Source organism: Marinobacter sp. ES-1 (assembly GCF_000475255.1).
In the GTDB taxonomy this organism is placed as follows: Bacteria; Pseudomonadota; Gammaproteobacteria; order Pseudomonadales; family Oleiphilaceae; genus Marinobacter; species Marinobacter vinifirmus.
The window spans coordinates 20081-33230 of record NZ_AXBV01000043.1 but is presented as its reverse complement, the minus strand read 5'-3'; the positions used below and the strand labels follow the sequence as shown (position 1 = coordinate 33230).

The window sequence follows — 13150 nt, the reverse complement described above, 5'->3', positions numbered from 1 at the left end:
GCTGGGGCCTTATCCTGCCTTAGCCCAGATCAAATACCGCCGAGCAAATTACCGGCTACACTGAAAAACACGTTTGATCACCACATCCTTCCACGGAGGTACCATGACCATTCAGGACGAACTGATTACCACCATTGCCGACCTGGTGCAGCCCGGCAAAGGCATACTGGCTGCCGACGAGAGCACGCCTACCATCGCCAAGCGCTTCAAGGCAGTGGGCGTGGAGTCCACCGAAGCCACACGGCGCGAATACCGCAGCATTATTTTCTCCACGCCCGGCCTTGGCGAACACATCAGCGGCGTGATTCTTTACGACGAAACTCTGGAACAACTGAGCCTGGATGACGTCGCTATCCCCAAGCTGCTTGCCAGTCAGTGCGTTGTGCCCGGCATCAAGGTCGATCAGGGTAAAGGCCCGCTGGTGAATGCCCCGGGGGACGAGATTACCTATGGGCTCGATGGCCTGGCCGCGCGGCTGGAGCATTACAAATCCATGGGTGCCCGGTTTGCCAAGTGGCGGGATGTGTTCCATATCTCGGATAGCCTGCCCTCGTTCCAGGCCATCAAATCCAATGCCGAGGTGCTGGCCCGCTATGCCGCCGTGTGTCAGTCCATGGGTATTGTGCCGATCGTCGAGCCGGAGGTTCTGATTGACGGCAACCACCCCATCGAACGGGCGTCAGAGGTGAGCGAGGATGTGTTGCTTGAAGTGTTCAAGGCCCTGCATCGGCACCGGGTGAACCTGGAATGCATGGTGCTGAAGCCCAGCATGGTGACACCGGGCAAGGAATCCGGCAAAGCCACACCTGAACAGGTTGCCGAAGCGACGCTCAGCGTTTTCCGGCGAGTGGTGCCAGCGGCCGTCCCCGGGATATTTTTTCTCTCCGGAGGCCAGACACCTGAAGAATCCACCGAAAACCTCAACGCTCTGAACAGCCTGGGCTACCACCCGTGGGAGCTGAGTTTCTCCTACGGCCGGGCGCTGCAGGAGCCCGCCCAGAAAGCCTGGGCCGGAAGACTGGAGAACGCCGGGGCATCACAGGCGGCCATGAAAAAACGGGCCAGACTCAATGGCCTGGCCCGTTCCGGTGATTACACGCCCATGATGGAGAACGAGGGCTAGGCGGCGTTAGTGCTGCGTTGCGAGAGGTCTACCGGCTGATCCAGGCAAGCCAGCATCGGCGCCACTTCCCGGATTTTACGGGCCTGGGGCCACAGGGCTTCGGCTTCGGCAAAACCCTGGCGCAGGTAGTTGAGCCATTGCTTGATGCGGCCGGTCACGTATTTGTCTTCCAGGCGGGTTTGCAGGGCAGCAGCGTATTCCCGCACCAGAACAACGGCCTCGGCCCAGGTCATAGGCTCCAGTGTTTCACCGTTCTGGGAGGCTTTGATCTGTGCCGCCAGGTCCGGCCGGGCGATCAGGCCCCGGCCGATCATGACATCGTCGCAACCGGAGACTTTCCGGCAGCGCCAGTAATCGTCCACGGTCCAGATTTCGCCATTGGCAATCACATGGCTGTTCACGGCTTCGCGTACCTTGGCGATTTCTTCCCAGTAAGCCGGCGGCTTGTAACCATCCACCTTGCTGCGGGCGTGAATAACAATCTCGGAGGCGCCGGCCGCTTCCAACGCCTGGCCACAGGCCACGCCCATAGAACGGTCGTCATAGCCCAGGCGCATCTTGGCGGTGACCGGAATATCCGCAGGCACGGCTTTACGAACGGCTGCGGTGATTTCATACATCAGCTCCGGCTCGCGCATCAGTACACAGCCGCCCTTGTGTTTGTTCACCGTCTTAGCCGGGCAGCCGAAGTTAATGTCCACCTGCCCTGCTCCCAGCTGCGCAGCCTTGGCACCGTGACGGCCCATCATGCCGGCGTTGGAGCCCAGCAATTGGACGGCCACGGGTGTACCTACCTCGGTGAGCGCACCGTTGTATAGCTCCGGAGCGTACTTGTAGAAAATCCGGGGCGGCAACATGCCGTGGGTCACGCGAATAAATTCCGTCACGCACCGGTCAATCCCGCCGACCTTGGTCAGGGTTTCACGAATGGGTGCGTCGACCAGCCCTTCCATCGGGGCAAGGATGATTCGCATGAAGGCTCCAGGAACTGAGAGAAATGAATCAGAATGCGGCTGATCAAAAATCAGGCGGAGCGGATTGTAAGGAATTCGGGGGGAAATAGGTAGCCGGGCATCCCGAAACAGGATGCCCGGCGGGTTTTACAACGTTACCGGCAGATTATGCCTGTACGTCGAAGCGGTCGTTGTTCATGACCTTGGTCCAGGCAGCGATAAAGTCCTTCACGAACTTCTCACCGTTATCGTCCTGGGCGTACACCTCTGCGTAGGAACGCAGGATGGAGTTGGAGCCGAACACCAGGTCTACGCGGCTTGCGGTCCACTTGGCCTGGTCGGTCTTGCGGTCACGGATCTCGTAGGTTCCGTTACCCACCGGCTTCCAGCTGTAGGCCATGTCGGTCAGGTTCACGAAGAAGTCGTTCGTGAGCTGGCCTTCACGGTCTGTGAACACACCGTGCTTGGTGCCACCATGGTTGGTGCCGAGCACCCGCATGCCGCCGATCAGAACGGTTATTTCCGGTGCCGTCAGCCCCATCAGTTGGGCGCGGTCGAGCAGCAACTCTTCCGGCTTCACGACGTAGTCTTTCTTCTGCCAGTTACGGAAGCCGTCGGCTACCGGCTCCAGGTACTCGAAAGACGGTGCATCGGTCATCTCGTCGGTTGCGTCGCCCCGGCCCTTCAGGAAGGGTACGCGAACATCATAACCGGCAGCTTTTGCAGCCTTCTCGATACCCACGCTACCAGCCAGTACGATCACATCGGCCACGCTGGCACCGGTTTCGGCAGAGATCTGCTCGTACACCTTGAGTACCTTGCTCAGACGGGCCGGCTCGTTGCCTTCCCAATCTTTCTGCGGGGCCAGGCGAATGCGGGCACCGTTGGCACCGCCGCGCATGTCAGAGCCACGGAAAGTACGGGCGCTGTCCCAGGCAGTGCTGACCATCTCGCTGATGCTCAGGCCGCTGTCTGCAATCTTCTCTTTCACCACTTCTTCGCAGTAGTCGATGCTTCCTGCCGGTACCGGATCCTGCCAGATCAGGTCTTCTGCCGGCGCTTCCGGGCCGATATAACGGCTCTTCGGGCCCAGATCCCGGTGAGTCAGCTTGAACCAGGCACGGGCGAAGCAATCCTTGAAGTATTCCGGATCTGCCATGAATTTCTCGCAGATGGCGCGGTACTTCGGATCCATCTTCATGGCCATGTCGGCGTCGGTCATCATCGGGTTGTGACGCTTGGACGGGTCCGAAGCATCCACCGGCTTGTCTTCCTCTTTGATATCAACCGGCTCCCACTGCCAGGCACCGGCCGGGCTCTTCTTCAGCTCCCATTCGTGGCCAAACAACATCTCGAAGAAGCCCATGTCGAACTTGGTCGGATGCGTCGTCCAGGCACCTTCAAGGCCAGAGGTCACGGCGTTGGCCGCCTTACCCTTCATGTTCGGGTTGCTCCAGCCCAGGCCTTGTTCCTCTACGTCAGCGGACTCCGGCTCGGCGCCAAGGGCAGAGGCATCGCCATTACCATGGGTTTTTCCAACGGTGTGGCCACCGGCTGTCAGTGCCGCGGTTTCTTCGTCGTTCATCGCCATACGGGCGAAGGTTTCACGCACCTGCTCGGCGGTTTTCAGCGGATCCGGCTTACCGTTCACGCCTTCCGGGTTCACGTAGATCAGGCCCATCTGAACGGCCGCCAGCGGGTTTTCCATGGTGTCTGGCTTCTCGACGTTGCCGTAGCGCTCGTCTGACGGTGCCAGCCACTCTTTCTCGTTACCCCAGTAGATGTCTTTTTCCGGGTGCCAGATGTCCTCACGGCCGAAGGAGAAGCCGTAAGACGGCAGGCCCATAGACTCATAGGCCACCGTACCAGCAAGAATAATCAGGTCTGCCCAGCTCAGTTTATTGCCGTACTTTTTCTTGATCGGCCACAGCAGGCGACGGGCCTTGTCCAGGCTGACGTTATCGGGCCAGGAGTTCAGCGGTGCAAAACGCTGGTTACCGGTGCCACCGCCACCACGGCCGTCCTGGATACGGTAGGTGCCAGCGGCATGCCATGACATACGGATCATCAGGCCACCGTAATGGCCCCAGTCTGCCGGCCACCAGTCCTGACTGTCTGTCATCAGGGCGTGCAGGTCTTTCTTGACGGCTTCAAAATCGAGTTTTTTGACTTCTTCCCGGTAGTCGAAATCTTCGCCGAGAGGATTGGTCTTGCGATCGTGCTGGTGCAGGATGTCCAGGTTAAGGGCCTCTGGCCACCAATCCATCACATCGCGGTTCTCGGTGGAGTTTGCCCCGTGCATTACCGGGCACTTACCACCAGACGTATTAGCTGTCATAGCACTCTCCTGTTCTTCGCGTCTTTAGCACATTTGGTCTTTTCTGATCAGGGCACCACTTAATATAGATCACTCTCAGTTGCCTGCTTGAATCTTTCCTAATGGCAGCATAGTGACTGACTATAAGAGGTCCACCGCGTTCCTTATTGCCAAATCAGCCTCTGCCTGTTACTGAGCGATGGCATACTCGCAGCAATACAGCGCAAGAATGCCAAGAGACTCATCCCATCCTACAAGGGTCATATTTCTCAATACTGACATGGCGCAACTCCCTGGTTTTCTGGAACAACTCAACCATACGCCACCAACATCATTAGCTAAAATTGATTAATAATAACTTCACGAAAGCTTTTGGTTATCGATAGAGATTCTCAGTTCCAACAAAAAAAGGGCCGGTGATTTACTCACCAGCCCCTCTTGTCTACTTACGCGATGGTTGATATCAATTCGCCAGTTCCAGCAACAACCGGTTCAGGCGGCTGACATAGGCACCGGGATCTTTCAGCTGTTCACCGCTGGCCAATGTGGCCTGGTCAAACAGAACCGCAGACAGCTCCCTGAAGCGCTCCTCGCCCTGCTCGCTTTCGAGGCGCTGTACCAGCGGGTGGTCCACATTGATTTCGAAGATCGGCTTGCTTTCCGGCACTTTCTGGCCTGCAGCTTCCATGATCTTCTTCATCTGGGCGCCCATATCGAACTGGCCCACTACCAGACACGCCGGTGAATCGGTCAGTCGGTTGGTTACCCGCACTTCCTGTACCTGATCGTCCAGCACCTTCTTGATACGCTCCAGCAGGTCCTTGTGCTCCTTGGCAGCTTCTTCCTGGTGCTTCTTGTCTTCCTCGGTTTCCACTTCGCCAAGGTCCAGGTCACCACGGGCTACGTCCTGGAACTGCTTGCTGTCGTACTCGTTCAGGTAACCCATCATCCACTCGTCGATGCGATCCGACAGGATGAGTACCTCGATGCCCTTCTTGCGGAACACTTCCAGGTGCGGGCTGCTCTTGGTGGCCGCGAAGTTGTCGCCGGTGATGTAGTAGATCTTTTTCTGGCCATCTTTCATGCGGTTGATGTAGTCGTCCAGGGAGACGTTCTGAGCTTCATCGCCGGTATGAGTAGAGGCAAAGCGCAGCAGTCCGGCGATTTTCTCGCGGTTGCTGAAGTCTTCTGCCGGGCCTTCTTTCAGAACGGTGCCGAACTCGTCCCAGAAGCCCTGGTACTCATCGCCGTCTTTCTTGGCTAGCTTGGACAGCATGTCCAGCACCCGTTTGGTCATGGCGGTGCGGATGCTCTCCACGGTGCTGTCGTTCTGCAGGATTTCCCGCGATACGTTCAGGGACAGATCGTTGGAATCGATTACGCCCTTGGCGAACCGCAGGTACAGCGGCAGGAACTGCTCGGCGTCGTCCATGATGAACACGCGCTGCACGTACAGTTTCAGGCCACGGGGCGCTTCCCGGTTGTACAGGTCGAACGGCGCGCGCTTGGGGATGTACAGCAGGCTGGTGTAGTCCAGCTTGCCTTCCACCTTGTTGTGGGACCAGGTGAGCGGGTCCTCGAAGTCGTGGGCAATGTGCTTGTAGAACTCCTTGTACTCTTCGTCCTTGATCTCGGTGCGGGGCAACGTCCACAGGGCGGTGGCATCGTTGACCGTCTCGTCTTCGCCCTTCTTGTCCTCTTCCTCGGACTCGGCTTTCATCACGACCGGGAAGGAGATGTGATCAGAGTACTTCTTCACCAGGCTGCGCAGCTTCCAGCCATCCGCAAACTCTTTGTCTTCGGCTTTCAGGTGCAGCACGATTTCAGTACCACGCTGCTCACGAGTCGCCGGCTCGATGGTGAACTCGCCATCGCCCTTGGACTCCCAATGCACACCCTCTTCGACCGGTGCACCGGCACGGCGGGTGAATACATCTACCTTGTCCGCCACGATGAAGGCAGAGTAGAAGCCCACACCAAACTGGCCGATCAGCTTGCTGTCTTTCTTTTCGTCACCCGACAACTGCTTGAGGAACTCTGCAGTACCGGACCGGGCGATGGTGCCAAGGTTGGCAATCACATCGTCACGGGTCATACCGATGCCGTTGTCGGCAATGGTGATGGTGCCGGCGTCTTTGTCGTAATCCAGGCGAATTTTGAGTTCGGAATCGCCTTCGTAGAGTTTGTCGTCTTTCAGAGCGGCGAAGCGGAGTTTGTCTTCGGCGTCCGAGGCGTTTGAGATGAGCTCACGAAGGAAGATTTCCTTGTTCGAGTACAGAGAGTGGATCATCAGGTGAAGCAGTTGCTTCACTTCGGTCTGGAATCCTAAGGTCTCTTTGTTGGTTTCTACCGTCATGGCTGGTTTTGTCTCCTGCTTTTTTGCTTTGGGTGGAGCGGCAGGGCCGGGCTACGGCTTCCAAAACACGCTCCTTGCGGCACATCCATGTGGCGCTTGGGCTCCGCCATCCATGGCTCCGCACAGTTTTGGAAGCCGTAGCCCGGCCCCGCCACCCAACATCTCGGTTAGGCCGGTTTCAGCACGGAGTCTGGGCGAGCGTGAGGGGGATGGCTTTCCGAAACCGTGCGGAGCCATGGGTGAAGAGCGTTAGCTCTTCACGGGCTGGCCATGGACGGCCAGTCCAGGACCCGCAGTGCGACGCAGGAGCAATAAGCCCTGCGGGGCGGAGCCGAGCGTACACGGACGTATTCACAGCGTGTTTCGGAAAGCCATCCCCCTCACGCTTGCCTGCACCAGTGCAGAAAAGTCTGACTCCAGAAATGGGGGTAAGCCGGAGCATTTCAACCCCGGCTTGTGGGCAAAATCAGTCTTCCAGGAGGAAATGGGCCCGTGCGGTGGCAATAGGCTGGGAACGGGATTTTTGCCAGGCGGTGATCATTACGTTGGCTACCCGGTTGCCCTGGCGGGTCAGGCGGCATTCGGCGTAGGTTTCACGGTTGAGGCCGGCGCGCAGGTAGTCGAGGGAGAAGTCGACGATTCTGGGCATTCTGAAGGTGTCCTGGGACATCATCAGGTAGATCGCGGCAGACATTTCCATGAAGCCACCAATCACGCCGCCGTGGATGGCGGGCAGGATGGGGTTGCCGAGGTTTTCTTCTTTCTTGGGCAAGCGGAAAATCAGGTCGTCACCGAAGCGCTCGCACTGCAGGCCGATCCACTTGGCGTAGGGTACGGCGTCGAGCATTCTGGAGAAGTCACCGCTTTCCCGGGTGTGTTTGAGGATTTCCGGGTCAGTCATTCAGCGCCTCCGGTGATCAGGTCGCGATAGCTTTTGGGCGTAGCTTCTTTGCCGATGCGCATGAAGGTGCCCACGCAGTTGGCGATGGTTTCGCCGCCTTCCTGGTAGGCTTCGCAGCGGGTGAAGATGATGTTCTTGGTGATCTTGTAGGTTTCGGCCCGGGCGAAGACCGGTTTATGGGGTTCTGCCGGGCGCATGTAATCTACCCGCAAGTCCAGGGTCGGGCAGAGTTCGAATTCTTCCAGGGCGCAGATCATCACCGAGCCGGAGGTGGTGTCCATCAGGGTGGTGATGGCGCCACCGTGGATCACGCCGGTGTCCGGGTTACCGATGATTTTGTCACTGTAGGGCAGTTCCATGACCAGGTAGCCCTCACCCGCTTCCCGTGCGGTCAGGCCCAGTTCCCGGGCCTGGTTGAGCGTGTTCACAAACCGGTTCACCCGGTTAATTCGGGTTTCGTCATTCATTCAGGAAAATCCTGCGGGTCAGTTTTTCGTTTTTTCATCGTCACCCGTGCGGGCGGGGGTGGCTTCTTCAAATACTTTGCCGGCACGCAAGGATGCCAGCGCATCAGAGTGGAATTCCCTGCGGTAGAGCACGTATACCACCAGCGTCGCCGCCGCAATCAGGGCCAGCGGGTGTATGAACCAGGCCACCACGGCGAGCGCATAGTAATAGGAACGCAGGCCAAGGTTAAAGGTATCGCCCGCCTGGTTGCAGATGGCGCCGGCACTGCGGGCAAAGGCCTCCCTCGCCGCCGGGCTGGTTTTGCTGTCGTCGGGCATGGGGGCGCTGCCGATCATCACCGCCACGAAGTTGTACATGCGCATCGACCAGGTGAATTTAAAGAAGGCATAGACAAACACCACCATAAGCACCACCAGCCGCAACTCCCAGATTTCCCGGGAAGGCACTACGCCGAACGGCATGGTAGCGAACACTTCCATGGCTTCACTGGTGTACCCCAGTGCCGTGATGATACCCGCAAGGATCAGCAGGCAGCTGGAGGCAAAGAACGCACCGTTGCGCTCAAGGTTACCCACCACAGAGGCATCCGAGATACGGTTCTCGCGCTTGAGCATCACCCGCATCCAGTCTTCCCGGTACAAGTCCAGGGTATTGGAAAGGCAAGCCCGTGAATCCGCCCGGTTGCGGGAGTACCAGGTATAGCCACCCCAGCAAGCCAGAAACCAGATCAGTGCCAGAAAATCCAGGTAATGCGTTGTCACAGGTAGGGGTATCCGGGCCAATTTCGGTGATTATTCAATGTGCTGATATGATACGCCAAGGGCGGTGGCCCGGCCACATCCCCGCCAGTACAGGCGAGGAAACCACCGCCTGGCTGTGCTATAAAAACAGCATCATGAATGGCCGGCCCCTGAACAGGACGTTGGTTACTGACCCATCAAGGAGTAAAACGTGAATCCCGGACCTCTCGCCCGTTTGTGTGTCGTTCTTTCTCTGCTGTTTGCCCTGGCGGGCTGCGCCGTGAATCCGGTGACCGGCAAGAAGCAGCTGTCCCTGATCTCGGAAAGCGAAGAACTCGCTCTGGGCGCAGAACAGTACACCCCTACCCAACAAACCCAGGGCGGTCAGTTCTATATTGACCCTGAGCTGACGGTGTACGTTCGGGAAGTCGGCATGAAAATGGCGCAAGTCAGTGATCGTCCGGACCTCCCCTACGATTTCGTGGTGCTGAATAACAGTGTGCCCAACGCCTGGGCCCTGCCGGGGGGCAAGATTGCCATCAATCGGGGGTTGTTGGTGAAGCTTGAAGACGAGGCCCAGCTGGCCTCGGTACTGGGCCATGAAATTGTTCACGCTGCGGCCCGCCACAGCGTTCAGCGCATGCAGCAAGGCATGCTGATCAGTGCAGGCATGGCGGGGATCGGCATTGCGGTCTCTGACAACGAGTGGGCAAGCCTGATTATGGGAGGCGCCGCCGTTGGGGCACAGCTGGCGCTGGCACGGTACAGCCAGGGCGACGAACTGGAATCGGATGCCTATGGCATCGAATACATGAAAGCGGCAGGCTATGATCCCCAGGCCGCCGTGGAACTCCAGGAAATTTTCCTGCAACTCTCCGAAGGCCGGGAGAGCAACTGGCTGAGCGGGCTGTTTGCCAGCCACCCGCCCTCCGCCCGTCGGGTAGAGGCGAACCAGCAACTGGTGCAGGAACTCGGTGGGGGCGGCTACCGGGGCCGGGACGTGTACCAGCGCCGAATTGCCAAAATCAGGCAACTTCAACCCGCCTACGATGCCCACGACAAAGCCATGAAACTGGCGTCGGAGGGGGATTACGATGCCGCCCTGGCTTCGGTAAACCAGGCCATTAAGGCAGAACCCCGTGAAGCCATGTTCTATGCCCTCCGCGGCCGCATCTACAAGGCACAGGACCAGGCTGAGAAAGCCCGTGCCGACTTCGACAAAGCCGTCTCGCTGTATCCGGAAATGTTCGAGTACCAGCTTTACAACGGCCTGAACGAACTGCAACTGAACAACCTCACCAAAGCCCGCGAACACCTTGAACGGGCGAATCAGGTGGTGCCCACCTCTATCGCTTACCTGCGGCTGGGGGATATTTCCCAGCAGCAAGGGCGGAGAGACGAGGCAGTGCAATACTATGCAGCCGCTGCCGAAGCTGGTGGCGATGTGGGCGAGGAAGCCAAGCGTAAACTCGCCGCCATGACCAACTGACGGCCACGCCGCAAGCCCGGGAACCGGAGGCCACAAGCCTCCGGTTTTTTGTGCCCGGTCAATTTGCCAGCCTGACGCGGAGTTCGTGTCACTGAATGCATTGACTTCTAGAGCAATAACTCTAAAAATCACTGAAACCAACAACAACCGGATTGCGAACATGCTCATCAAGCGACTCCAACCGATGATGTTTCAGGCCAGGCGTAATTATGTGGAACTGATGTTCCAGGTAATGGGCCGGGCACTGCAGGCGATCAGTGACGTAGACGAACCCAGCCGCGAAGAAGTCCGCGCCCTGCCCGAAGGCTTTCTGTTTGAGATGCAGGTAATGCCCAACGGGCCGAAACTGATTGTGGAACACACCGGCGACGGCAAATTGCACTTTCACGGTGACACCGCCCCGCGCCCCGTGGACCTGTCTATCCAGTTCAAACACATGGCCCACGCGTTCCTGGTGTTGTCTTTCCAGGAGAAAACCTCCGTTGCCTTCGCCAACGACCGCATGCTGGTAGATGGCGATGTCAGCTACGCCGTGCGTATGACCCGGGTGCTGAACCGCCTTGAGTCGTTCATCCTTCCGAAACTCGTGGCACAGCGGGCGGTCAAGGAATACCCCGCAGACCTCCACCTGCCGGAGAAACTCATGAGCTCAGCCCGCATCTACCTGAAAGTTGCCACCCAATTTGTCGAGACAGTGAGAGCATAATGACTAACAAATACTACGAGTTCTTCTGCCCGGTAAAAGTGATTGCCGGTAAAGCCGCCCTGGAGCATATTCCGTACGAACTGACCGGACTTGCTGCCAAACGGCCCATGATTATTACTGACAAGGGTGTGCGGGCCGCCGGCCTGCTGGATCCGGTGATTGCAGCCTGTGAAGAGAGCGGGCTGGAGATTGTCTCTATCTATGACGATGTGCCGCCGGATTCCTCCACGACCGTGGTACGGGACATTGCCGCTGTTTATCGCAAGGAAAAATGCGACTCCATCATTGCCGTCGGTGGCGGATCCGCCATCGATACCGGAAAGGCCGTCAACATCCTGGTGTCCGAGGGTGGCGATGACATTGCCAGGTACACCGGCGCGGGCGTGCTCAAACATCCGCTCAAGCCCTTTTTCGTAGTACCCACAACTGCCGGCACGGGCTCCGAGGTTACCTCGGTGGCGGTCATTACCGACGAAAAGAAAGGCGTCAAGCTGCCGTTCACCTCCAGCTTCCTGCTGCCGAATGCCGCGATTATAGACCCGCGCATGACCCTGACGCTGCCGCCGCACATTACCGCCGCCACCGGCATGGACGCCCTTACCCATGCCGTTGAAGCCTTCACTTGCATGGCCAAGAATCCGTTAAGCGATGCCTACGCCACCGCCGCCATCAAGAAAATCAGCCAGTCCCTGCTGGCGGTGATGGACAACCCGAAAGACCAGGACGGCCGGTTAGAGCTGGCTCAGGCCTCAACCATGGCCGGTATCGCCTTCTCCAACTCCATGGTAGGGCTGGTGCACTCCCTGGGGCACGCCACCGGTGCCATCTGCCATCTGCCTCACGGCCTGTGCATGAGCTTGTACCTGCCGTACGTGCTGGAGTTCAACCTTGAAAGCATCCGTGAGCCCCTGGGCGAATTGCTGCTGTATCTGGAAGGCCCGGAGGTCTATTCTGCCACTCCGGCTTCCCGCCGTGCCGAAGCCAGCATCTCCGCCATCCGCAAGCTTCGTGATGCCCTGCACAAGCGCTGTGAGTTGCCCCGTACCCTGAAGGAAACCGGCAAGGTACTGGAAACCCAACTGGAGGCGATTGCCCGCCAGGCACTGGACGACGGCTCCATCATGTTCAACCCCAGAGAGGTGACCCTCGAGGACGCATTGAGCGTTCTCCGCCGGGCCTGGGCCTGAACACGGATTCAAAATCATTGAAACAAACGGATAAAACGGTAATATTTGGCAAGCGCACTGGCAGGGAGTTGGCCGGATAAGTGCATTTTCAAAGCATAGGCCGCTTCCACTAGAGTTTCTTGCGATGACTAAACTGGTCCGACACCTCAAGAGCATTGGTTTCCGGACACTCTCCGGGCTGATAACCGCAGGCTGCTTTTCCATGGCAGCCTATAGCGGAGAAACCGGCCCGGGGGTTTTCCACTTCAATGTATCCCCTAACGGCTACCCCCCGTACCTGATCGTCCAGGACTCCGAGCCTGCCGGTATTATGTGGGATGTGGTGGAACTGATTGTTCCGCGACTCGGCTACCAGGTCGAGCCGCGAAAGATACCCCGTAAACGGGTAGACCAGATGCTGGAAGACGGGTACATCGATGGCACGCCCAGAGCCATCGAATGGACCGAAGAACCGGAAAAGTTTCTGTTCACGGATCCTGTTGTGAATGTGGAAGAAGTGTTTTTCTTTCCTGAAGTTTCAGACCTGGATTACGAACATCCCAGTGACCTTTTCGGGAAAACCGTGGTAACTCACCTGGGTTATCTCTACCCGACACTGGCCCCCTATTTCGAAGACCAGCGTATCCGGCGCTTTGACGTTTCCCGCGACCGTGACATGTTCCGTTTCCTGCAACACGGCGACCGATTCGATACCGCACTGGCAGATCGCCTGGTGGGCAAGTGGATACTGAGAAATGAGGGCATGGCGGATGAGTTCAGAAGCTCAGACAAAGCCATCAGCCAGTACGGATTCCGGCTGATGTTGCGGCCTGACTGGACGGATTTCGCCGAATCCTTCAACCGGGAACTGGAACTGATTCGCGAGAATGGCGAACTGGACGCCATTCTCGCCAATTACCGCTAAAACACC

Annotated in this window: 11 protein-coding genes; 5 read left to right on the top strand and 6 right to left on the bottom strand. The window is 58.0% G+C overall.

From position 1 onward, the window contains the following. The first annotated feature begins 103 nt into the window (after positions 1-103). Positions 104-1123 (top strand): class I fructose-bisphosphate aldolase, encoded by a 1020-nt coding sequence (locus Q668_RS08440; RefSeq protein ID WP_022989173.1) that lies wholly within the window; start codon positions 104-106, stop codon positions 1121-1123. On the opposite strand, the gene Q668_RS08435 is transcribed toward Q668_RS08440, so the two are convergent. The 6 genes from Q668_RS08435 to Q668_RS08410 form a co-directional block, all read right to left on the bottom strand. Beyond that, positions 1120-2097 carry a tRNA dihydrouridine synthase gene (locus Q668_RS08435; RefSeq protein ID WP_022989172.1) on the bottom strand — a complete coding sequence of 326 codons (978 nt, stop codon included), beginning with the start codon at positions 2095-2097 and terminating at the stop codon, positions 1120-1122. The two genes, Q668_RS08440 and Q668_RS08435, sit on opposite strands and share 4 nt — an antisense overlap. 145 nt (positions 2098-2242) lie before the next feature. Continuing rightward, positions 2243-4414, bottom strand: a complete 2172-nt coding sequence (gene katG, locus Q668_RS08430; protein ID WP_022989171.1) for a catalase/peroxidase HPI — start codon at positions 4412-4414, stop codon at positions 2243-2245. A gap of 442 nt (positions 4415-4856) precedes the next feature. Further along, positions 4857-6749 carry a molecular chaperone HtpG gene (htpG, locus tag Q668_RS08425; protein WP_022989170.1) on the bottom strand — a complete coding sequence of 631 codons (1893 nt, stop codon included), beginning with the start codon at positions 6747-6749 and terminating at the stop codon, positions 4857-4859. Between the two features lie 466 nt (positions 6750-7215). Beyond that, entirely contained in the window at positions 7216-7650 is a 435-nt protein-coding gene (locus tag Q668_RS08420; protein ID WP_022989169.1) for a PaaI family thioesterase, read from the bottom strand. Then, positions 7647-8117, bottom strand: coding sequence for a PaaI family thioesterase (locus Q668_RS08415; RefSeq protein ID WP_022989168.1), 471 nt, complete (start codon positions 8115-8117; stop codon positions 7647-7649). Before Q668_RS08415 ends, Q668_RS08420 begins: the two co-directional genes overlap by 4 nt. An 18-nt stretch (positions 8118-8135) precedes the next feature. After that, entirely contained in the window at positions 8136-8879 is a 744-nt protein-coding gene (locus Q668_RS08410) for a DUF599 domain-containing protein (RefSeq protein ID WP_022989167.1), read from the bottom strand. Positions 8880-9069: 190 nt separating this feature from the next. On the opposite strand from Q668_RS08410, the gene Q668_RS08405 reads away from it, so the two are divergent. The 4 genes from Q668_RS08405 to Q668_RS08390 all read left to right on the top strand — a co-directional run bounded on the left by Q668_RS08405 (position 9070) and on the right by Q668_RS08390 (position 13144). Then, entirely contained in the window at positions 9070-10347 is a 1278-nt protein-coding gene (locus tag Q668_RS08405) for a M48 family metalloprotease (RefSeq protein WP_036219536.1), read from the top strand. A 160-nt stretch (positions 10348-10507) separates the two neighbouring features. Next, complete coding sequence (locus Q668_RS08400; RefSeq protein WP_022989165.1) at positions 10508-11053, top strand: hypothetical protein; 546 nt, start codon at positions 10508-10510, stop codon at positions 11051-11053. Further along, positions 11053-12240 (top strand): iron-containing alcohol dehydrogenase, encoded by a 1188-nt coding sequence (locus Q668_RS08395; RefSeq protein WP_022989164.1) that lies wholly within the window; start codon positions 11053-11055, stop codon positions 12238-12240. Before Q668_RS08400 ends, Q668_RS08395 begins: the two co-directional genes overlap by 1 nt. Before the next feature lie 124 nt (positions 12241-12364). Continuing rightward, on the top strand, positions 12365-13144 hold the full coding sequence (locus tag Q668_RS08390; protein WP_052009690.1) for a substrate-binding periplasmic protein: 780 nt from the start codon (positions 12365-12367) through the stop codon (positions 13142-13144). The last annotated feature ends 6 nt before the right edge of the window (positions 13145-13150 follow it).